22 protein-coding genes are annotated in these 18,897 nt (G+C 63.2%); 10 read left to right on the forward strand and 12 right to left on the reverse strand.

What is annotated here, in order from left to right:
* The first annotated feature begins 132 nt into the window (after positions 1–132).
* Positions 133–804: a TetR/AcrR family transcriptional regulator gene (locus LGQ10_RS21000; protein ID WP_058435855.1), complete on the forward strand. Its 672-nt coding sequence runs from the start codon at positions 133–135 to the stop codon at positions 802–804.
* A 35-nt stretch (positions 805–839) separates the two neighbouring features.
* Positions 840–1,694 (forward strand): sulfurtransferase, encoded by an 855-nt coding sequence (locus LGQ10_RS21005; RefSeq protein ID WP_226523086.1) that lies wholly within the window; start codon positions 840–842, stop codon positions 1,692–1,694.
* Between the two features lie 100 nt (positions 1,695–1,794).
* On the opposite strand, the gene LGQ10_RS21010 is transcribed toward LGQ10_RS21005, so the two are convergent.
* From LGQ10_RS21010 to LGQ10_RS21030, 5 genes are all read right to left on the reverse strand, one after another.
* Complete coding sequence (locus tag LGQ10_RS21010; RefSeq protein WP_226523087.1) at positions 1,795–2,622, reverse strand: AraC family transcriptional regulator; 828 nt, start codon at positions 2,620–2,622, stop codon at positions 1,795–1,797.
* Positions 2,615–3,616, reverse strand: coding sequence for a hydrolase (locus LGQ10_RS21015; RefSeq protein ID WP_058435852.1), 1,002 nt, complete (start codon positions 3,614–3,616; stop codon positions 2,615–2,617). The genes LGQ10_RS21010 and LGQ10_RS21015 overlap by 8 nt, the downstream gene beginning before the upstream one ends.
* Before the next feature lie 63 nt (positions 3,617–3,679).
* The gene (gene rsmD, locus LGQ10_RS21020) at positions 3,680–4,300 is read right to left on the reverse strand and encodes a 16S rRNA (guanine(966)-N(2))-methyltransferase RsmD (protein ID WP_058435851.1); all 621 of its coding nucleotides are present in this window, start codon (positions 4,298–4,300) and stop codon (positions 3,680–3,682) included.
* Positions 4,300–5,790: a M16 family metallopeptidase gene (locus LGQ10_RS21025; protein WP_226523088.1), complete on the reverse strand. Its 1,491-nt coding sequence runs from the start codon at positions 5,788–5,790 to the stop codon at positions 4,300–4,302. Before LGQ10_RS21025 ends, rsmD begins: the two co-directional genes overlap by 1 nt.
* Positions 5,783–7,138 (reverse strand): M16 family metallopeptidase, encoded by a 1,356-nt coding sequence (locus LGQ10_RS21030; protein WP_058435849.1) that lies wholly within the window; start codon positions 7,136–7,138, stop codon positions 5,783–5,785. The genes LGQ10_RS21025 and LGQ10_RS21030 overlap by 8 nt, the downstream gene beginning before the upstream one ends.
* A gap of 427 nt (positions 7,139–7,565) precedes the next feature.
* Between LGQ10_RS21030 and ftsY the strand changes: the two genes are divergently transcribed.
* From ftsY to rpoH, 4 genes are all read left to right on the forward strand, one after another.
* Positions 7,566–9,167 carry a signal recognition particle-docking protein FtsY gene (gene ftsY, locus LGQ10_RS21035; protein ID WP_226523089.1) on the forward strand — a complete coding sequence of 534 codons (1,602 nt, stop codon included), beginning with the start codon at positions 7,566–7,568 and terminating at the stop codon, positions 9,165–9,167.
* Entirely contained in the window at positions 9,164–9,835 is a 672-nt protein-coding gene (ftsE, locus tag LGQ10_RS21040; RefSeq protein WP_226523090.1) for a cell division ATP-binding protein FtsE, read from the forward strand. The genes ftsY and ftsE overlap by 4 nt, the downstream gene beginning before the upstream one ends.
* A complete protein-coding gene (ftsX, locus tag LGQ10_RS21045; protein WP_058435847.1) occupies positions 9,832–10,854 on the forward strand; it encodes a permease-like cell division protein FtsX in 1,023 nt (340 codons plus the stop codon). The genes ftsE and ftsX overlap by 4 nt, the downstream gene beginning before the upstream one ends.
* A gap of 113 nt (positions 10,855–10,967) precedes the next feature.
* Positions 10,968–11,822: an RNA polymerase sigma factor RpoH gene (gene rpoH, locus LGQ10_RS21050; protein ID WP_058435846.1), complete on the forward strand. Its 855-nt coding sequence runs from the start codon at positions 10,968–10,970 to the stop codon at positions 11,820–11,822.
* A 69-nt stretch (positions 11,823–11,891) separates the two neighbouring features.
* Here the strand turns inward: rpoH and mtgA are convergent, their stop codons facing one another.
* Positions 11,892–12,614: a monofunctional biosynthetic peptidoglycan transglycosylase gene (gene mtgA, locus LGQ10_RS21055; RefSeq protein ID WP_226523091.1), complete on the reverse strand. Its 723-nt coding sequence runs from the start codon at positions 12,612–12,614 to the stop codon at positions 11,892–11,894.
* Positions 12,615–12,688: 74 nt separating this feature from the next.
* On the opposite strand from mtgA, the gene LGQ10_RS21060 reads away from it, so the two are divergent.
* From LGQ10_RS21060 to trmB, 4 genes are all read left to right on the forward strand, one after another.
* Positions 12,689–13,069 (forward strand): DUF423 domain-containing protein, encoded by a 381-nt coding sequence (locus LGQ10_RS21060; RefSeq protein WP_058435844.1) that lies wholly within the window; start codon positions 12,689–12,691, stop codon positions 13,067–13,069.
* 71 nt (positions 13,070–13,140) lie between these two features.
* A complete protein-coding gene (gene thiS, locus LGQ10_RS21065) occupies positions 13,141–13,341 on the forward strand; it encodes a sulfur carrier protein ThiS (RefSeq protein ID WP_058435857.1) in 201 nt (66 codons plus the stop codon).
* A 167-nt stretch (positions 13,342–13,508) separates the two neighbouring features.
* Positions 13,509–14,303, forward strand: a complete 795-nt coding sequence (locus tag LGQ10_RS21070; protein WP_011064024.1) for a thiazole synthase — start codon at positions 13,509–13,511, stop codon at positions 14,301–14,303.
* A gap of 9 nt (positions 14,304–14,312) precedes the next feature.
* Entirely contained in the window at positions 14,313–15,038 is a 726-nt protein-coding gene (gene trmB, locus LGQ10_RS21075; RefSeq protein WP_058435048.1) for a tRNA (guanosine(46)-N7)-methyltransferase TrmB, read from the forward strand.
* Positions 15,039–15,093: 55 nt separating this feature from the next.
* On the opposite strand, the gene LGQ10_RS21080 is transcribed toward trmB, so the two are convergent.
* From LGQ10_RS21080 to metW, 6 genes are read right to left on the reverse strand one after another with little or no spacing between them, the layout of a single operon-like run.
* Positions 15,094–15,642, reverse strand: a complete 549-nt coding sequence (locus LGQ10_RS21080; protein WP_226523092.1) for an RNA 2'-phosphotransferase — start codon at positions 15,640–15,642, stop codon at positions 15,094–15,096.
* A gap of 44 nt (positions 15,643–15,686) precedes the next feature.
* Positions 15,687–16,010, reverse strand: a complete 324-nt coding sequence (locus LGQ10_RS21085; RefSeq protein WP_058435046.1) for a DUF3392 domain-containing protein — start codon at positions 16,008–16,010, stop codon at positions 15,687–15,689.
* A gap of 9 nt (positions 16,011–16,019) precedes the next feature.
* Positions 16,020–17,222: a radical SAM family heme chaperone HemW gene (gene hemW / locus LGQ10_RS21090; RefSeq protein ID WP_226523093.1), complete on the reverse strand. Its 1,203-nt coding sequence runs from the start codon at positions 17,220–17,222 to the stop codon at positions 16,020–16,022.
* Positions 17,219–17,815, reverse strand: coding sequence for an RdgB/HAM1 family non-canonical purine NTP pyrophosphatase (rdgB, locus tag LGQ10_RS21095; protein ID WP_226523094.1), 597 nt, complete (start codon positions 17,813–17,815; stop codon positions 17,219–17,221). Before rdgB ends, hemW begins: the two co-directional genes overlap by 4 nt.
* Positions 17,812–18,246 carry a DUF4426 domain-containing protein gene (locus LGQ10_RS21100; protein ID WP_058435045.1) on the reverse strand — a complete coding sequence of 145 codons (435 nt, stop codon included), beginning with the start codon at positions 18,244–18,246 and terminating at the stop codon, positions 17,812–17,814. The genes rdgB and LGQ10_RS21100 overlap by 4 nt, the downstream gene beginning before the upstream one ends.
* Before the next feature lie 26 nt (positions 18,247–18,272).
* Positions 18,273–18,893 (reverse strand): methionine biosynthesis protein MetW, encoded by a 621-nt coding sequence (gene metW, locus LGQ10_RS21105; protein WP_058435044.1) that lies wholly within the window; start codon positions 18,891–18,893, stop codon positions 18,273–18,275.
* Between the last annotated feature and the right edge of the window lie 4 nt (positions 18,894–18,897).

Consider the following 18,897-nt stretch of genomic DNA (forward strand, 5'->3'; position numbering starts at 1 on the left):
TTTGTATGGGGTGGCTAGTTTTTTAGAGCTTATGCTCTAAATTGTCAATTACCATCCCGTGCCGGTCGCGATTTATCCTCAAGGGGATAGATCGTAAAATGCATCCAGTCTTTCGAATTAAAGCCCAAAGCCATGGCCCCACGTATAAAAACCCGCGAGCGCATCGTTCAGTTCAGCCTCGAGCTCTTCAACCAGCAGGGCGAACGCAACGTCAGCACCAACCATATTGCGGCGCATATGGAGATATCTCCGGGCAACCTGTATTACCACTTCCCCAACAAGCAGGCGATCATCGCCGTGCTCTTCGCCGAGTACGAAAGCCTGGTGGACAGTTTCCTGCGCCCGCCCTCCGGGCGTGCCGTCACCGTCGAGGACAAGCGCTACTACCTGCAGGCGCTGCTGGCGGCCATGTGGCGCTACCGTTTCCTGCACCGCGACCTGGAACACCTGCTGGACAGCGATTGCGATCTCGCAGCGCGCTATCGGCGTTTCTCCCAGCGTTGCCTGATCCAGGGCATGGCCATCTACGGGCGTTTCGTCGATGCGGGGATCATTGCCATGGACAAGGTGCAGATCGAGTCACTGACCCTCAATGCCTGGATCATCCTCACGTCCTGGGTGCGTTTTCTGTGCACCACTCGTGAGAACTCCACTCACTTGAGCGAAGAAGCGATCAAGCGTGGCGTCTACCAGGTGCTGGTGCTGGAAGCCGGGTTTGTCACCGATCAGGCGCGGGATGCCGTCAACGGCCTGTTCGAGGAGTTTTACGTGCCCCTGGCCCAAGCCCTGGAAGAAGTGCAGTAGGATCAACCTTCGACACTCATTCACAGGAGCCTGCTATGCCCGTTGCGCAATTGATCAGCCCGCTTGCCCTGGACCAGAAGCGACAACAGCCCGGCCTGGTCATTCTGGATTGTCGCTTTGCCCTGGAAGACCCGGACTACGGGCAGCGCAGCTATGCCGAGGGGCATCTGGCGGGGGCGCACTTCGCTGACCTGAACCGGGATTTGAGCGCGCCTGTGGTCAAGGGCGTGACGGGCCGGCATCCGCTGCCGGACCCCGTCCGGCTGGTGGAGCGCTTGCAGGCCTGGGGGATCGATAACGACAGCGACATCGTGCTGTACGACGATGGTCCCGGTGCCTTCGCCGCTCGGGCGTGGTGGTTGCTGGCCTGGCTGGGCAAGCGCGACGGCGTGTTCATCCTCGACGGTGGTCTCAAGGCCTGGCACGCCGCAGGCCTGCCGCTGAGCCTGGACCCGCCACCTGCGGTCGCGGGGCACTTCAGTGGTGAACCGGATTCACAGCTGTTGCTGGATGCCGAGCAGTTGCGCAAACGCCTGGGCCGGACGGACATGACCTTGCTGGATGCCCGCGGCCTGCCGCGCTTTCGTGGCGAAGTGGAACCCATCGATCCGGTGGCCGGGCATATTCCCGGGGCACAATGCGCGGCATTCACCGACAACCTGGGGGAGGACGGATGTTTCCTTCCAGTCGATCGGCTCAGGCAGCGTTTTGCGGAAAAACTGGCCGGGCGTTCCCCGGAGCAACTGGTGGCCTATTGCGGTTCCGGCGTCACCGCCTGCCACAACCTGTTTGCCCTGTGCCTGGCCGGTTATCCCCTGGCGCGCCTGTATGCCGGCTCGTGGAGCGAATGGATCACCGACGCCCAGCGGCCTGTCGCCACTGGCGATTGATTGCCTTCATCCTTGGCACCTGTGGAGCCAGGCGGGCTCCTTCGCCGGCAAACGGCTTGCGTGGCGGTAGGCGCGAACCTGTTCGCAAGAGCCGCGCCGCCTACACCACGGCGCTGCGATAAGCCGCCGGTGCTACCCCATACACCTGCTTGAATTGCCGGCTGAGGTGACTCTGGTCGGCAAACCCCAGCTGCGTCGCCACCTCGAGCGGCAGGCAGCCGTCGCGCAGCAGGGCGCGGGCCTTGGCGATGCGCTGTTGCATCAACCAGGTATGGGGCGGGATGCCGGTTGCCCGGCGAAATACCCGAGCGAAATGGAACGGCGACAGGTTCACTGCCGTCGCCAATTCTTCCAGTGACGGCGGCGCTGCCAGTTGCGAGCGCAGCAGCTCCTTGGCCTGGACAATGGCCCGATGTTCCTGCCCGGGCTCACCCGGTGCCCGGACCCCGGCGTGCCGCTGCAACAGCAACAGCAGCATTTCCCGCCATTGGGTCTGTTGTTGCAGGGCCGTGGCCGGGCTTTCCAGCAGGTGATGCAGGCGGGCAAAACCCTGTACCAGGTCCGGATCGCGGTACAGGGTTGCGCCAAAGGCCGGCAGGCTGCCGCTGGGCAGTTCCAGTTCATCCAGCAGGCCGATTATCTGCTGGTTCTCCGGGTAGAAGGCCCGATAGAGCCAGCCGTCCTCGACGCCCTTGGCGCCGGTATGCAGCTCGTCCGGATTGATCAGCACCAGCGTGCCACTGCCCGCCAGGTGTTCGGCCCCGCGATAGCGGTAGCGCTGGGCACCGGCCATGATCATGCCGATCACGAAACCATCATGCACATGGGGCACGAAGCGGTGTTCGATGTAGCGCGCGGCCAGCAGTTCGACGCCGCTCAGGGGGGCGGTCTGCCAGAAACGGATCGACTCCCGGGTGGACTTATCCATGGCGGCCCAGATCGGCCAGCCATTGTGGGATGCGGCGTTCCAGGTAGTAGCCGGGATGCTTGAGGGAACCGTTGACGAACCCCACATGGCCGCCCCTGGCTTGCAGCTCGAACTGGGTGCTGGATGACAGTTCGCTGGGTTCGGGCAGGCTGTGGCGGAAGACGAAGGGGTCGTCCGCAGCCTGGATGATCAGGGTCGGCGTGCGAATTTCCCCCAGGAAATAGCGGCTGGAGGCTCGCCGATAATAGTCCTGGGCATCGGTAAACCCATTCAGCGGCGCGGTGACCCGGCCGTCGAAATCCCAGAAGGTGCGCATCTTGGTCAGCGGCCCCAGTTGTGCCAGGGTCGCCAGGCCCTCGTGGCGGCCGTCGTGCTGGAACTGGCGCTGCTTGTCCTTGATGTAGGCCAGCATCTCGCGCATGAAATGCGCCTGGTAGACCCTGGAAAAGCCCTGGCCGATACGGTCGGCACACTGGTCCAGGCGAAATGGCACCGACACTGCGGTGGCGCCTTGCAGGGAGCTGGCGCTGCCGGTTTCCCCCAGGTACTTGAGCAAGACATTGCCGCCCAGGGAGTAGCCCACGGCATACAGCGGTGCCAGTGGGCGCTTGGCGCGCAGGTGGGCGACGGCCGAGGCCAGATCTTCACTGGCGCCTGAGTGATAGCTGCGTGCTAGCAGGTTGGGTTCGCCGGAGCAGCCGCGCCAGTTCAGTGCCACGCTGGCCCAGCCCTGGTTCGCCAGGGCCTGTTGCAGGCCGGTCACGTAATGCGAGCCGGAGGAGCCGGTCAGGCCGTGCAGCACCAGCACCAGCGGTGCCTCGGCGCTGTGGGGGCCGTACCAGTCGAGATCGAGAAAGTCGCCGTCTTCCAGCCACAGGCGTTCGCGCTGGCGTTCCAGTGGGGTGGCCGGCCGCCACAGGGGCCCCCAGAGGGTCTGCAGGTGCGGATTGCCTAGGCCGAAGGCGGGGATGAAGCGATCTGGCGAGTCGGGCACGGGGAGTATCTCGATGCAGCGGTGCGCAGTCCGGGCGGGCTGCGCACCTTGTTCCGGCCGGTGCTAAGCCGCGTTGTCTGCCATACGTTGCCACAACGCGTAATGCACCTGCCCGGATTTTTGCTCGCGGTGCAGGCGCCAGCGTGCTGGCAGGCCCAGGGTCGAGGGCGGGGTCTCGCTTTCGGTGTAGATCCAGGCATCGTCTGCCAGCCAGCCACGCTCTTCAAGCAGGGCGCAGGCGGCGGGCAGCAAGTTCTGGTTGAACGGCGGGTCGAGGAACGCCAGGTCGAAGGCGGTGGCTGGTTGGGTCTCCAGGTAGCGCAGTGCATCGCTCGTCTGCACCTGGCCTACGGTGCAGCGCAGGGTACCCAGGTGCTCGCGCAGGCTGGACACCGCGACGCTGCTGCTGTCCAGGGCCAGGCCGCTGGCGGCGCCACGGGACAGGGCCTCGAGGAACACCGCGCCGCTGCCGGCAAACAGGTCGATCACCTTGGCCCCGGCCACATAGGGCGCGAGCCAGTTGAACAGGGTCTCGCGCACTCGGTCTGGGGTTGGGCGCAACCCGGGCAGGTCGGGGAAGCTCAGTTTACGGCTGCGCCATTCGCCGCCGATGATGCGCAACTGACCCACGCCATTGTGCAGGTTGTGGGCGGGTTTCTTGCTGGGACGGGCTGGACGGGCCATCAGTGCTCCGGAACCCCGAGCGGCTGCTCGGCGGGTTTGTCAGTAGGGGGCGGCAACGGCTTCTGGGCGACGGTCGGACCGGCGCTGACGATGACCATCTTGTCGACGCTCAAGTGTTTGTTCATGGCGGCCTTGACCTGCTCCACGGTCAGCGCCTGGGACTGGCGCATGAAGTCTTCCAGGTAGCTCAGGGGCAGGTTGTAGAAGCCCATGGCGCCCAGTTGGCCGACGATATCGGCGTTGCTGGCGGTGGACAGCGGGAAGCTGCCGGCCAGCTCGCGCTTGGCATCGTCCAGTTCCTTCTGGGTCGGGCCGTTCTTCAGGTACTCGGCGAACACGTCCTGCACCAGTTTCAGGGTGCCCTCGCTCATTTCGGCACGGGTCTGCAGGTTGATCATGAACGGGCCACGAACCTGCATCGGGGTGAAGCCAGAGTAGACACCGTAGGTCAGGCCGCGTTTTTCACGCACTTCGCTCATCAGCCGGGTGCCGAAACCGCCACCGCCAAGGATCTGGTTGCCCAGGGATACTGCAGCATAGTCCGGGTCGTCACGGTCGATCCCCAGTTGTGCCAGCAGCAGGTTGGTCTGGCTCGATGGGAACTCGATGTGGCCGAGGCTGGCCTTGGGTTCTACGGGTTGCTCGATCTTCGCCAGGGCTGGGCCCTTGGGCAGGGCGCTGGAAACCTGGGCGGCAATCGCCTCGGCATCGCTGCGCGACAGGTCGCCGACCAGGGCGATCACCCCATTGCCAGCGGTATAGGCCTTGGCGTGGAACGCTTGCAGTTGCGCGAGGCTAATGCTCGGAACGCTCTTGGCATTGCCTTCGCTGGCATGGGCATAGGGATGGTTGCCGTACAGGCGCTGCATCAGCTCCAGGCTGGCCAGTTTGCCGGGGTTCTGCTTCTGGTACTCGAAGCCGGCGAGCAACTGGTTCTTGATCCGGGCCAGGGAGTCGGCAGGGAAGGTCGGCTTGCCCACCACTTCGGCAAACAGCTTCAGCGCTGGCTGGCGTTTATCCACCGCGCTGAGGCTGCGCAACGAGACCACGGCCATGTCCTTGTAGGCGCCGTTGCCGATATCCGCTCCCAGGCTTTCAAAGCCCCGGGCGATGGCGCCAACGTCCTTGCCGGGCACACCCTCGTTGAGCATGGCGTTGGTCAGCAGGGCCAGGCCGGAGGTGTTGCCATCCTGGCTGCTGCCGGCGGCGAAGATCAGGCGCATGTCGAACATCGGCAGCTCGCGGGCCTCGACGAACAATACCTTGGCGCCTTCTGCGGTGTTCCAGGTCTGTACATTGAGGTTGCGGTGGCTGGGCGCCTTGCCATCCAGCTCGGCCAGGGATTGCAGTTTCTGGCTGCTCTTGGCGTTGTCCAGGGCCTGGCTGGCATTGCTTTCGCCGGAGCGCGACAGGTAGAGGCCACCGGCGGTGAGCAGGGCCACCAGCGCGGCGCCCAGCAGGATCGGTGAAGCATTCTTGCGCTTATTCATGAGCGGACTCCTCAGGCAGTACGTGGGCCACGCTCATACGTTCCCGGGTGAAGTAGGTGCGGGCGGCCTTCTGGATGTCTTCCGGGGTCACGCTTTGCAGCTCGGCAAGCTCGGTGTCCATCAGCTTCCACGACAGGCCGACGGTTTCCAGCTGGCCGATGGCGGTGGCCTGGCTGGTGATGGAGTCGCGTTCATAGACCAGGCCGGCGATCACCTGGGCCCGCACGCGTTCCAGCTCTTCTGCGGACGGCGGGGTGGTCTTGAGCTGGTCCAGCATGCGCCACAGACCGGCTTCGGCCTGGGCGATGGTTTTCTTCTTCTGGCTGTTGGGGGTGGCCGAGAGCATGAACAGGCTGTCGCCCCGGGTGTAGGCGTCGTAGCTGGTCGAGCCGTTGGACAGCAGTTCCTCGCCACGCTCCAGCTGGGTCGGGATGCGGGCGCTGTAGCCGCCATCCAGCAGGGCCGAGGCCAGGCGCAGAGCGTTCACCGAGCGCTTGTCCTCGACAGTGGCGATGCTCGGCACGTTGAAGGCCAGCATCAGGCTTGGCAGCTGGGTCTTCACATGCAGGGTGATCAGGCGTTCGCCGGGTTCGGCCAGCTCCATGGGGATCTTCGCCGGTGGCACGTCACGCTTGGCAATGGCGCCGAAATAGCGCTGGGCCAAGGCCTTGACCTCGTCCGGGGTGACATCGCCGACCACCACCAGCGTCGCGTTGTTGGGGGCGTACCAGGACTGGTACCAGTGGCGCAGCTCCTCGACCTTCATCCGGTTCAGGTCGGCCATCCAGCCGATGGTCGGGGTGTGGTAGCCGCTGGCGGGATAGGCCATGGCCTTGAAACGCTCGTAGGCCTTGGACATGGGCTTGTCGTCGGTGCGCAGGCGGCGCTCTTCCTTGATCACCTCGATCTCGCGGCTGAATTCGTCGGCCGGCAGGCGCAGGCTGGCCATGCGGTCGGCTTCCAGCTCCAGGGCGACACCCAGGCGGTCACGGGCCAGGACCTGGTAGTAGGCGGTGAAGTCATCGCTGGTGAAGGCATTCTCCTCGGCGCCCAGGTCCCGCAGGATCAACGAGGCTTCGCCGGGCCCGACCTTTTCGCTGCCCTTGAACATCATGTGTTCCAGGGCGTGGGACAGGCCGGTCTGGCCAGGGGTTTCGTAGCTGGAGCCGACCTTGTACCAGACCTGGGAGACCACCACCGGGGCACGATGATCTTCGCGGACCACGACCTTGAGGCCGTTGTCGAGGGTGAATTCGTGGGTGGGTTGCGGGTCGGCAGCCAGGGCTGCAAGAGGCAGACAAACTGTGCTGAGCAGCAGGCCTGCGGCGCGGCGGGCTAGAGCATTCATTCGTTTTTAAACCTGTTGGGCTGCCCGCTGGGTCTTGGTCAGCGAGCGAGAGGTTGGGGCGGGTCGCCATTCGTTACCAGGTCAGGCCTGCGGGTGGCCACACGGTACTGGTAATGAGGGGTGACACGCCCTAGGATACTGATCCGTTTCACTGGCGGCCACGCCTATCAGGTGTTTGCGGCTCAGCAACAACTTGATCGGGTTGTATGAGTTATCGGCAATATTCCTTGATTTATCAGCTAAAATTCGACGTTTCGCCGATTTTGCCGTTCCAGTCCTTTAGTAAAATCGATCCTTGAGGTGCTTTCGGGCATTTCGACAACATGTTGCGCGTGAACAAGCTGGATGAAACATAGTCTGTTCTGCATCGAATATTTATTTACCGAGGCGCCTGCTGGCGCATCGCTACCTTGAGATAGTCATCTCCATGTTTGGTTCCAACGACGACAAAAAGACGCCAGCCGCGGCTGGCGAGAAGAAAGGCCTGTTCGGATGGCTGCGCAAAAAGCCGCAGGAGCCCGTCGTCCAGCAGCCACAGGTGCCTGTCGAGCCGGTACCGGCTCCGGTCATCGAGCCTGCTTCGACGGTAGCGCCGGCTGAGCCGGTGTTGCAGTCTATCGCCGAGCCGGTGCTGCAGCAGCCTCAGATCGAACCTCAGGCGGCCACGCCGGTTGCCCCCGACCTGCCACTGACTCCAAGTCCCGAGCACAAGCCGTGGCCGACCCTGCCGGTGGCCGAGGAGCCGGTGGCGCTGGTGGACGATGTCCAGGCCGAGCACATTACCCCGCCGATCCCTGTCGTGGCCGCAACGCCCGAGCCTGTGGTCGAAGCTCCCGTCCAGGTCCAGGCTCCCGTGGCTGAAGTCCAGGTACCGGTAGCGCCGGCGTTCGTCAGCCCCGAGCCTGTTGCTCCTGCTCCTGCTCCTGCTCCTGCTCCTGCTCCTGCTCCTGCTCCTGCTCCTGCTCCTGCTCCTGCTCCTGCTCCTGCTCCTGCTCCTGCTCCTGCTCCTGCTCCTGCTCCTGCTCCTGTCGTGGCGCCAGTCGCGGTTGCCGAGCCTGAGCCTGTCGCCGAACCCGCTCGCTCGAGCGAAGAAGGCAAGGTGGGTTTCTTTGCCCGCCTCAAGCAGGGTCTGTCCAAGACCAGTGCCAGCATCGGCGAAGGCATGGCCAGCCTGTTCCTGGGCAAGAAGGCCATCGACGACGAGCTGCTGGAAGACCTGGAGACTCGCCTGCTGACCGCCGACGTCGGTGTCGAGGCCACGTCGGTGATCATCCAGAACCTGACCCAGAAAGTGGCGCGCAAGCAGCTCACCGACTCCGACGCACTGTATGCCTCGCTGCAGGCTGAACTGGCCGGCATGCTCAAGCCGGTGGAGCAGCCGCTGAAGATCGTCGCTCAGAACAAGCCGTTCGTGATTCTGGTGGTCGGCGTCAACGGCGCCGGCAAGACCACCACCATCGGCAAGCTGGCCAAGAAGCTGCAGCTGGAAGGCAAGAAGGTCATGCTGGCCGCCGGCGATACCTTCCGCGCGGCGGCGGTGGAGCAACTGCAGGTCTGGGGTGAGCGCAACAAGATCCCGGTGATCGCGCAGCACACCGGCGCCGACTCGGCCTCGGTGATCTTCGACGCCGTGCAGGCTGCCAAGGCCCGTGGCATCGATGTGCTGATCGCCGATACGGCGGGGCGCCTGCATACCAAGGACAACCTGATGGAGGAGCTGAAGAAGGTCCGTCGGGTCATCGGCAAACTTGATGCCGAAGCGCCCCATGAGGTGCTGCTGGTGCTGGACGCCGGTACCGGCCAGAACGCGATCAACCAGGCCAAGCAGTTCAACCAGACCGTCGAACTGACCGGCCTGGCCCTGACCAAGCTCGACGGCACCGCCAAGGGCGGGGTGATCTTCGCCCTGGCCAAGCAGTTCGGCCTGCCGATTCGCTACATTGGGGTTGGCGAAGGCATCGACGACTTGCGCACCTTTGAAGCCGAACCCTTTGTCCAGGCACTGTTTGCCGAGCGGGAGCGTTCATGATTCGTTTCGAACAGGTCGGTAAGCGCTATCCCAATGGTCACGTTGGCCTGCATGAGCTGAGCTTTCGCGTCCGGCGCGGAGAATTCCTGTTCGTCACTGGTCATTCCGGTGCCGGTAAAAGCACCCTGTTGCGCCTGCTGCTGGCCATGGAGCGCCCCACCTCGGGCAAGTTGCTGCTGGCCGGGCAGGACCTGGGACAGATCAGCAACGCGCAGATTCCGTTTCTGCGTCGACAGATCGGTGTGGTGTTCCAGAACCACCAGTTGCTGTTCGATCGCACGGTCTTCAACAACGTGGCCCTGCCGCTGCAGATCCTCGGACTGTCCAAGGCCGAGATCGCCAAGCGCGTGGATTCGGCCCTGGAACGCGTGGCCCTGTCGGACAAGGCCGAGCTCTATCCCGGCGACCTGTCCACCGGTCAGCAGCAACGGGTGGGCATCGCCCGAGCCATCGTCCACCGTCCGGCATTGCTGTTGGCGGATGAACCCACCGGTAACCTCGACCCGCGTCTTGCGGCGGAAATCATGGGCGTATTCGAAGATATCAACCGTCTGGGCACCAGTGTGCTGATAGCCAGCCACGACCTGGCCCTGATTGCCCGCATGCGTCATCGCATGCTGACCCTGCAACGTGGCCGCCTGATCGGCGACGGGGAGGCCGGCGAATGAGTGCGACCCGTACCCCTAAAGTGGCGGAGCGCGTAGCGCCCAAGGCCTCCGAGGCGCCGCCGCCGAAGAAAAAGCGCGACGAAGACGACGGTCCGGATTTTGGCACCCTGCTGCACGCCTGGCTCGAAAACCACCGTGCCAGCCTGCTGGACAGCTTGCGGCGCCTGGGCAAGCAGCCGATCGGCAGCTTCTTCACCTGCTTGGTGATGGCCGTGGCCTTGAGCCTGCCCATGGGCCTGTCGCTGCTGCTCAATAACATCGAGCGCCTGGGCGGCTCCTGGCAGCGTGCAGCACAGATTTCGCTGTACCTGGATCTGGGGGCATCTGCCAGTGATGGCGAAACGCTCCGCGAGCAGATCAAGAGCCTGCCGGGCGTGGCGGATGCCGAGTTCATCAGCAAGGAAAAGGCCCTGGAAGAGTTCCAGCAGCAGTCCGGGCTGGGCGAGGCCTTGCGCGAACTGCCCCATAATCCACTGCCGGGTGTGGTGCTGGTAACGCCCAACGAAGTGGACAAGACGACCCTGGATGCCTTGCGCCAGCGCCTGGCAGAAATGCCCAAGGTGCAGCTGGCGCAGCTGGACCTGGTCTGGGTGGAGCGGCTGGCGGCAATCCTCAAGCTGGGCGATCGGTTTGTCTTCGGCCTGACGGTGCTGCTGGTTTCTGCATTACTTTTGGTGATAGGCAATACCATTCGTCTTCATATTGAAAATCGCCGCACCGAGATAGAAGTGATTAAACTCGTCGGCGGCACAGACAGCTATGTGCGACGTCCTTTCCTTTATATGGGCGCGCTGTATGGCTTCGGTGCGGGCATCCTGTCCTGGGGAGTCCTGGCCTTTGGCCTGGATTGGTTGAACGATGCGGTAGTGGGCCTGGCAGGTCTCTACGGCAGTGATTTCGCCCTGGCGGGTGTGCCTGTTGCGGACGGTCTGTCGCTCTTGCTAGGGGCGGTGCTGTTGGGTTATATCGGTGCGTGGATTGCGGTGGCCCGTCACCTGAGGGAGCTGGCACCGAAATAGTGTCTTTTTGCTTGTATTGACCTTTCAGCGTTCATGGGAACTTGTTTAGCGGTTTCCGGTCAATTTTCGCAGTGCTGAACTGCACGAGTTATGTGAGTCGGAGGTTTTTTCGTATGACCACTTCTTTGCAACCTGCTTACGCATTGGTTCCAGGCGCAAACCTGGAGGCCTATGTGCACACGGTGAACAGCATTCCATTGCTGACGCCCGAGCAGGAGCGTGAACTGGCCGAGAGTCTCTACTATGAGCAGAATCTTGAGGCGGCTCGGCAGATGGTGCTTGCCCACCTGCGTTTTGTCGTACATATCGCCCGCAGCTATTCCGGCTACGGGCTGGCCCAGGCCGACCTGATCCAGGAAGGCAACGTTGGCCTGATGAAGGCCGTGAAGCGCTTCAACCCCGAGATGGGCGTGCGCTTGGTGTCTTTCGCCGTTCACTGGATCAAGGCGGAAATCCACGAGTTCATCCTGCGCAATTGGCGGATCGTCAAGGTCGCGACCACCAAGGCCCAGCGCAAGCTGTTCTTCAACCTGCGCAGCCAGAAGAAACGCCTGGCCTGGCTGAACAACGAGGAAGTCCATCGCGTGGCGGAAAGCCTCGGCGTAGAGCCACGTGAAGTGCGCGAGATGGAAAGCCGCCTGACCGGCCAGGACATGGCCTTCGACCCGGCTGCCGAAGCCGACGACGACAGCGCCTTCCAGGCGCCGGCCAACTACCTGGAAGATCATCGCTACGATCCGGCGTTGCAGCTGGAAGACGCTGACTGGAGCGACAACTCCACCAACAACCTGCATGAAGCGCTGGAAGTGTTGGACGAGCGTAGCCGTGACATTCTCTATCAGCGCTGGTTGGCTGAAGAGAAAGCGACGCTGCACGATCTGGCACAGAAGTACAACGTTTCGGCCGAGCGGATCCGCCAGCTGGAAAAAAGCGCGATGAACAAGCTCAAGCTGTCCATTGCCGCTTGAATGCCGTCCAGGCACCAAGCAAAACGCCCCGAGATGATCGGGGCGTTTTCGTTTGTGCTTGGCGCTGGATTACTCGGCCCAGGGCGCCTGGCGTGATTCGTTCAGGCGCTTGAGGTAGTCGGCCCCGCCCAATTGGCTCATCTGCCGTCGAATCCAGCCCGCGCGCTGTAGGACATAGGTGCTGGGGCGTGCGGCACTCCAGACCCTGGGGTTGGGCAGGACGGCGGCCAACAGGCTGGCCTGCTGGCGCGACAGATTGGCGGCGCTGACCCCGAAGTGATGACGCGCGGCAGCTTCGGCGCCGAACACGCCTTCATCCCATTCCGCGCTGTTGAGATAGACCTCAAGAATCCTCTGCTTTGGCCACAGCACTTCGATCAACGCAGTGAACCAGGCTTCCAGGCCCTTGCGCAGATAGCTGCGACCGGACCACAGGAACAGGTTCTTCGATACCTGCTGGCTCAGGGTGCTGGCGCCGCGGATCTTGCCGCCTCGTTCGTTGTAGGCCAGGGCTGCCTGGATGGCATCGAAGTCGAATCCCCAGTGCTCGGGGAATTTCTGGTCTTCACTGGCGATTACCGCGACCTTGAGGTTGTCGGAGATTTCGTCCCAGGGTGTCCAGGTACGCTGCAGGTCGATGGGGTCGCCGTCGACCCAGGATTCGATCTTGCGCTCGACCATCAGGGCCGTGCCGGGCGGAGGTACGAAACGCAACAGCAGCACCAGCGCGACACTGCCGATGACGAACCACTTCAAGGCTTTTACCAGACGACGAAACAGATAACGCAGCATAGAGATGGCTTGGCCGAACCCGTTGAGCGCGCCATTATACAGACCCTTTGCGCTGAATCTGACTGGAGTTCCCCATGTTGCGTGGCTTCCTGATGCTGGCTGCCTTCTTCGGTTTCACCGGAGTAGCCCTTGGCGCTTTCGCCGCCCACGGCCTGAAAAGCCGCCTCAGCGCCGAGTACCTGGCCATCTTCCATACCGGGGTCACGTACCAGTTGGTGCACTGCCTGGCCCTGTTCGGCGTGGCGCTGCTGGCCACCCAGGTTCCGGGACGGCTGGTGACCTGGGCGGGCGTGGCTTTCACCCTGGGCATCCTGCTGTTCTCCGGCAGCCTGTACCTGTTGACCCTGACCGGCGTTGGCAAGCTGGGCATCATCACGCCCCTGGGTGGCGCGGCGTTCCTCGCCGGCTGGCTGCTGCTGGGGCTTGCCGCCTGGCGCCTGCAAGCGGCCGCCTGACGCTTGTAGCTGACCTTTAGGTCATGATCGGGCTAGAATGCTGGCCCCTAAAAATGATGGCGGCCTCGAGCATGCGCATTCAGTTGAACGGTGAATCCTTCGAATTGCCCGATGGCTCGACTGTCGCGGCCCTGCTGACGCACCTTGAACTGACCGGGCGGCGGATAGCAGTGGAACTCAACCTGGATATCGTTCCGCGCAGCCAGCATGCCCAAACTTCCCTGAACGAAGGCGATCAGGTGGAAGTGGTCCACGCCATCGGCGGCGGCTAGCCAGGTACCGCGAGGATTGCGGCGTTAAAAAGCAGGCTCGGAATACTCATTGAGTTGCCTAGGTTCCACCACCTCGCCTGTTTTTGCCTTCCTGCCCTCGCTCGTTCTCATGGCATTTGGTCCACCAAAGAATTCTGCAAGAACCTCACCCCAACAGAGGATTTCCGATGAGCAACGTTCGTAGTGACAAGCCTTTCGTCCTGGCCGGTCGGACGTACCAGTCGCGTTTGCTGGTAGGTACCGGCAAATACCGCGACATGGAAGAAACCCGCCTGGCCATCGAAGCTTCGGGTGCCGAGATCGTGACCGTCGCCGTGCGCCGGACCAACATTGGCCAGAACCCGGGCGAACCGAACCTGCTGGATATCCTGCCGCCGGATCGCTACACCATCCTGCCCAACACCGCCGGTTGCTACGACGCGGTGGAAGCCGTGCGCACCTGCCGCCTGGCCCGCGAGCTGCTCGATGGTCACAACCTGGTGAAGCTGGAAGTCCTGGCCGACCAGAAGACCCTGTTCCCCAACGTGCTGGAAACCCTCAAGGCTGCCGAAGTGCTGGTCAAGGAAGGTTTCGACGTGATGGTCTACACCAGCGACGACCCGATCATCGCTCGCCAGCTGGCGGAAATGGGTTGCATCGCGGTCATGCCGCTGGCCGGCCTGATCGGCACCGGGCTGGGGATCTGCAATCCCTACAACCTGCAGATCATCCTTGAAGAAGCCAAGGTCCCGGTGCTGGTGGATGCCGGTGTCGGTACCGCCTCCGACGCCACCATCGCCATGGAACTGGGCTGTGAAGCGGTGCTGATGAACTCGGCCATCGCCCATGCACAGCAGCCGGTAATGATGGCCGAAGCCATGAAACACGCAATTGTCGCGGGCCGCCTGGCGTACCTCGCCGGTCGCATGCCGAAGAAACTCTATGCCAGCGCCTCTTCGCCGCTGGATGGTCTGATCAAGTAAGAGCCATTGATGACTGAATCAAACGACACGCCAATCCAGCCGGACGCCGGCGACGAGCGCCAACACCGCCGCATCAAGAGTTTCGTGATGCGCGCCGGACGCATGACCGAAGGCCAGCAGCGCGGCCTGGACCAGGGAGCACCATTGTATGTGCTGCCCCTGGCCGATGCTCCGGTGGATTACGACCAGGTGTTCGGCCGTTCGGCGCCGCGCTCCCTGGAAATCGGCTTCGGCATGGGCCATTCGCTGCTGGAAATGGCGGCGGCGGCCCCGGAGCAGGATTTCATCGGCGTGGAGGTTCATCGTCCAGGTGTCGGCGCGCTGCTCAATGGCGTGCTGACCCAGGGGCTGACCAACCTGCGGGTCTATGATTGCGACGCCATCGAGGTGCTCAACCGCTGTATCGCCGACAACAGCCTGGATCGCCTGATGCTGTTTTTCCCCGATCCATGGCACAAGAGCCGCCATCACAAGCGTCGTATCGTCCAGGCGTCTTTCGCTGAACTGGTGCGCAGCAAGCTCAAGGTCGGCGGCGTTCTGCACATGGCTACCGACTGGGAGCCTTATGCCGAATACATGCTGGAAGTGATGAACGTCGCCCCTGGCTATCGCAACCTGGCCGAAGACGGCAAGTGCGTACCGCGCCCCGCCGAACGTCCGATCACCAAGTTCGAGCGTCGCGGCGAGCGCCTGGGCCACGGTGTGTGGGACCTGAAGTTCGAAAAGCTGGATTGACCTGCCAGCCCCTCTCCCCGAGGGGCTCTTGCCGGGCCGTGCAAGGGCCCGGTCGCTACAGAACGGTGATGAACCCAGCCGGTACCTGGTCGGTCAACCACACACCGTTCTCCGCCTGATAGAACGTGCAACCCCGAGCCTGCATGGCCTGGGTGTCGATCTGCAGGATCACCACCTTGCCATAGCGCTGGCCCACGCCCCTGGCAGTCTCTATGTCCTGGGACAGGTGCACGTGATGGCGTGAGCCCGGGATCAGCCCTTTCTCATTGATCGAATCCATGAAGCGCGTGGCGGTGCCGTGATAGAGCACGGCAGGTGGTTGGCGTTCTTCCAGCTGCAGCTGCACTGCCTTGCTGGAGTGCCCCTGGACAGCGCGGATGCGTTGGCCTTCAGTGGACAGGGCGAAGCGCTTCTTGTCGTTGTCCCGGACCACCTGTTCGATCAGTTCCCGGGTCAGTTGCCGGCCTTCAGTGGCTGCGCCGGCGATCAGCGCGTCGATATCGGCCCAGCCTTCGCTGTCCAGTGTCAGGCCGATGGCCTGGGGTTCGTGGCGCAGCACGTAGCTGAGGAACTTGCTGGTGTCTTCGAGGGTTTTCTTGTTCATGTCATCCTTGATAACGGCAGCCGAGGGCTCGCGGCGTCGGCAGTTCAGCGTCGGTCCGCGACCACGCCGATCAGCACCAGTACCACCAGCAGCACCGGCGCCAGGCTGTAGTTGTTGAACTGGCTCAGGCCCCGCACGATCCATGGCGTGGCATAGATCAGCGCCAGGCCGCTGCCGATCATGCACAGCAGGGCCATCAGGGGGACGCGCAGGGCGCCGGCGATACCGCCCAGGCGTTGTTCGACCCAGCCCTTGATGTCGGCGCCGAACAGCACCAGCAGGCAGCCCACCAGTGCCAGGGAGATTTCCGAAAGGTTGCTGCGACTCCAGCGGGACACGGTGGCAAGCAGATCGAGTACCAGATCCATGTAGTTTCCTTAGATCAGAAAGTATTGCAGCAGGTCATTGAGGAACAGTTGCCCGCGGGCGGTGGCCGCCAGGCGTGACGGTTCGACCTGCAACAAGCCGCTTTGTTCGGCCTGGCGCCGGCCTTCGGCAAGGCTGGCCAGGTCCAGGCCGGTGCGCTGGGCGAACAGCACGGCATCCACGCCATCGGTCAGGCGCAGAGCGTTCATCAGGAACTCGAACGGCAGCTCTTCGTTGCCCAGGGCCTTCTCGCCGGCCTTGAACGGTTTGGCCGGGTTCAGGTAGTCCTTGGGCAAGCGGGTCTTCCAGGTGCGCAGGATGCGCCCGTCCGGATGGCTGAGCTTGCCATGGGCCCCAGCACCGATACCGATGAAGTCGCCAAAGCTCCAGTAGTTCAGGTTATGCCGCGCCGCACGACCGGGTTGGGCGTAGGCCGAGACTTCGTACTGGGCATAACCGTGCTCCGCCAGCAGCGCCTGGCCGGCCTCCTGGATATCCCACAGGATGTCGTCTTCGGGCAGCGTCGGCGGTTGATTCCAGAACACTGTGTTGGGTTCCAGGGTCAGCTGGTACCAGGACAGGTGGGTCGGGCCCATGGCGATGGCCTGGCGCAGGTCGCCCAGGGCATCGTCCAGGGACTGGTCAGGCAGGCCGTGCATCAGGTCCAGGTTGAAGTTGTCGAATCCTGCCTGGCGCGCCATGTCGGCGGCCCGCACGGCTTCGGCGCCGCTGTGGATGCGGCCCAGGGCCTGAAGCTTCTGTTCCTGGAAGCTCTGGATGCCGATGGACAGGCGATTGATCCCCAGGGCGCGGTAGGCCGTGAACTTTTCCTGCTCGAAGGTCCCCGGATTGGCTTCCAGGGTGATCTCGATGTCGCTGGCGAACGGGATCCGCTGCTGCACGCCGGCCAGCAATCGGCCCAGGGCTGCGGCGCTGAACAGGCTCGGGGTGCCGCCACCGAAGAAGATCGAGCTCAATTCCCGGCCATGGGCCGCGGGCAGGTCCTGGTCGAGATCGGCCAGCAAGGCGTCGATGTACTCCTCTTCCGGCAGCGTCGGGCTGGCGGCGTGGGAGTTGAAGTCGCAATACGGGCATTTGCGTACACACCACGGGATGTGGATGTACAGCGCCAGGGGCGGCAACTGGGGGAGCGCCGTCCGGGGCGTATGCGCGCCGCCGAGAATCAGCGGCGACGCGGAGGGCTCATGACTCATTTCAGGCCCAGGCGTTGCCGCAGTATGGCCATGGCGCGGGCGCGGTGGCTGAGCTGGTTCTTCTCCTCGGGGCCCAGCTCGGCGCTGGAGCAGTTGCGCTCCGGCACCCAGAACAGCGGGTCGTAGCCGAAGCCGTGCTCGCCGCTGGCGGCGGTGAGGATGCGCCCATGCCACTGGCCTTCGCAGAGGATTGGCAGGGGATCGTCGGCGTGTCGCACCAGGGCCAGGACGCAGACGAACTGCGCGCCGCGCTCGGCTTGCGGGACATCCTTGAGGGCTTCGAGCAGCTTGGCGTTGTTCGCCGCGTCGCCCTGGCCGTCGGCATAGCGGGCCGAGTAGATGCCCGGCGCGCCGCCGAGGAAATCCACCGCCAGGCCGGAGTCGTCCGCCAGTGCCGGCAAGCCGGAAATGCGTGCGGCATTACGCGCCTTGAGGATGGCGTTTTCGACGAACGACAGGCCGGTTTCTTCCGGCTCGACTCTGCTGAATTCGCCGATCGAGCGCAGTTGCACCGAGGCGCCGAGCATGGCCTGGAGTTCTTTGAGTTTGCCGGCGTTGTGGCTGGCCAATACGAGTTGCGTGAGATTCATCATTCGCCCGGGAATAGCTCTTGGTTGAAGCTGAAGCTGTTGGTATCACCGCCAGTCTGCACATTGATGGTGAAGGTACGGTTTTCCTGTTGCTCCACCGGGAACTGGGCGATGTAGTAGATCGCGCCCTGTTCGGTGATCTGGCGGAACTTCAGCGGGAAGCTCTTGCTGGTCAGGTCCTTGACCGTACCGCTGACCTGGCCGACCAACGGTTTGCCGTCCTTGATCAGCGAAACGTTGATCACGCCCTGGTTCTTGCTGCGAATCAGCTCTGCCGCCCTGGCGATGTCCGGTTGCAGGTAGGTGGAGTTGAAGGTGTTGTAGTGCACGGTGATGTCGCCGAACACTTCCTGGCGTTCGCCCTTGATCGGGTCTGCCGCCAGCGCCGAGAGGCTCAGGCAGGCAGACAGTAGAAATGCAACCAGACGTCCCATGATCGTTCTCCTAGATGCAGCGTGGGTTATACCGCGACCTTGTGGTCCTGCAGGCCGGGACTGCTGAGGCGGTAGATGCCGATCTCTCCCAACAGATTAGGCCATAGCTTACTGGCCCACCCGTGGCGGTGTTGTTGATCGACCGCAAGGCGGTTGATCACCTGGGCCTGGCGTTCGCGGCACAACGCCTCGAAATCCTCGAAGGTGCAGAAGTGGATGTTCGGCGTGTTGTACCAGGTGTACGGCATGAACTCCGATACCGGCATCCGGCCCTTGCTGGCCAGGTACCAGCGGCAGCGCCAGTGGCCGAAGTTGGGGAAGGTGATGATGCACTGGCGCCCGACGCGCAGCATTTCATCCAGCAGCTTGTCGGGGTAGTGCACGGCCTGCAGGGCCTGGGTCATGACCACGACATCGAAGCTGTTGCTGGCGAAGTTGCCCAGGCCCTTGTCCAGGTCTTGCTCGATCACGTTGATGCCCTTGCCCACGCATTCGGCGATGTTGTCGGCATCGTTTTCCAGGCCGTAGCCGGTGACTTGCTTGTTCTCTTGCAGCCAGCTCAGCAGTTCGCCGTTGCCGCAGCCCAGGTCGAGGACGCGGCTGCCGGCGGGGATCCATTCCTGGATGATTTCCAGATCGGCTCTCATCGTG

Origin of the sequence: Pseudomonas sp. L5B5, from assembly GCF_020520285.1 — a bacterium.
Lineage (GTDB): Bacteria > Pseudomonadota > Gammaproteobacteria > Pseudomonadales > Pseudomonadaceae > Aquipseudomonas.

Bases quoted from the DNA above. Each gene is read 5' to 3' on its own strand.
- LGQ10_RS21000 (WP_058435855.1), top strand. From the start codon at position 133: ATGGCCCCACGTATAAAAACCCGCGAGCGCATCGTTCAGTTCAGCCTC.
- LGQ10_RS21005 (WP_226523086.1), top strand. From the start codon at position 840: ATGCCCGTTGCGCAATTGATCAGCCCGCTTGCCCTGGACCAGAAGCGA.
- LGQ10_RS21010 (WP_226523087.1), bottom strand. From the start codon at position 2,622: ATGGATAAGTCCACCCGGGAGTCGATCCGTTTCTGGCAGACCGCCCCC.
- rsmD (WP_058435851.1), bottom strand. From the start codon at position 4,300: ATGGCCCGTCCAGCCCGTCCCAGCAAGAAACCCGCCCACAACCTGCAC.
- LGQ10_RS21025 (WP_226523088.1), bottom strand. From the start codon at position 5,790: ATGAATAAGCGCAAGAATGCTTCACCGATCCTGCTGGGCGCCGCGCTG.
- LGQ10_RS21030 (WP_058435849.1), bottom strand. From the start codon at position 7,138: ATGAATGCTCTAGCCCGCCGCGCCGCAGGCCTGCTGCTCAGCACAGTT.
- ftsY (WP_226523089.1), top strand. From the start codon at position 7,566: ATGTTTGGTTCCAACGACGACAAAAAGACGCCAGCCGCGGCTGGCGAG.
- ftsE (WP_226523090.1), top strand. From the start codon at position 9,164: ATGATTCGTTTCGAACAGGTCGGTAAGCGCTATCCCAATGGTCACGTT.
- ftsX (WP_058435847.1), top strand. From the start codon at position 9,832: ATGAGTGCGACCCGTACCCCTAAAGTGGCGGAGCGCGTAGCGCCCAAG.
- rpoH (WP_058435846.1), top strand. From the start codon at position 10,968: ATGACCACTTCTTTGCAACCTGCTTACGCATTGGTTCCAGGCGCAAAC.
- mtgA (WP_226523091.1), bottom strand. From the start codon at position 12,614: ATGCTGCGTTATCTGTTTCGTCGTCTGGTAAAAGCCTTGAAGTGGTTC.
- LGQ10_RS21060 (WP_058435844.1), top strand. From the start codon at position 12,689: ATGTTGCGTGGCTTCCTGATGCTGGCTGCCTTCTTCGGTTTCACCGGA.
- thiS (WP_058435857.1), top strand. From the start codon at position 13,141: ATGCGCATTCAGTTGAACGGTGAATCCTTCGAATTGCCCGATGGCTCG.
- LGQ10_RS21070 (WP_011064024.1), top strand. From the start codon at position 13,509: ATGAGCAACGTTCGTAGTGACAAGCCTTTCGTCCTGGCCGGTCGGACG.
- trmB (WP_058435048.1), top strand. From the start codon at position 14,313: ATGACTGAATCAAACGACACGCCAATCCAGCCGGACGCCGGCGACGAG.
- LGQ10_RS21080 (WP_226523092.1), bottom strand. From the start codon at position 15,642: ATGAACAAGAAAACCCTCGAAGACACCAGCAAGTTCCTCAGCTACGTG.
- LGQ10_RS21085 (WP_058435046.1), bottom strand. From the start codon at position 16,010: ATGGATCTGGTACTCGATCTGCTTGCCACCGTGTCCCGCTGGAGTCGC.
- hemW (WP_226523093.1), bottom strand. From the start codon at position 17,222: ATGAGTCATGAGCCCTCCGCGTCGCCGCTGATTCTCGGCGGCGCGCAT.
- rdgB (WP_226523094.1), bottom strand. From the start codon at position 17,815: ATGATGAATCTCACGCAACTCGTATTGGCCAGCCACAACGCCGGCAAA.
- LGQ10_RS21100 (WP_058435045.1), bottom strand. From the start codon at position 18,246: ATGGGACGTCTGGTTGCATTTCTACTGTCTGCCTGCCTGAGCCTCTCG.
- metW (WP_058435044.1), bottom strand. From the start codon at position 18,893: ATGAGAGCCGATCTGGAAATCATCCAGGAATGGATCCCCGCCGGCAGC.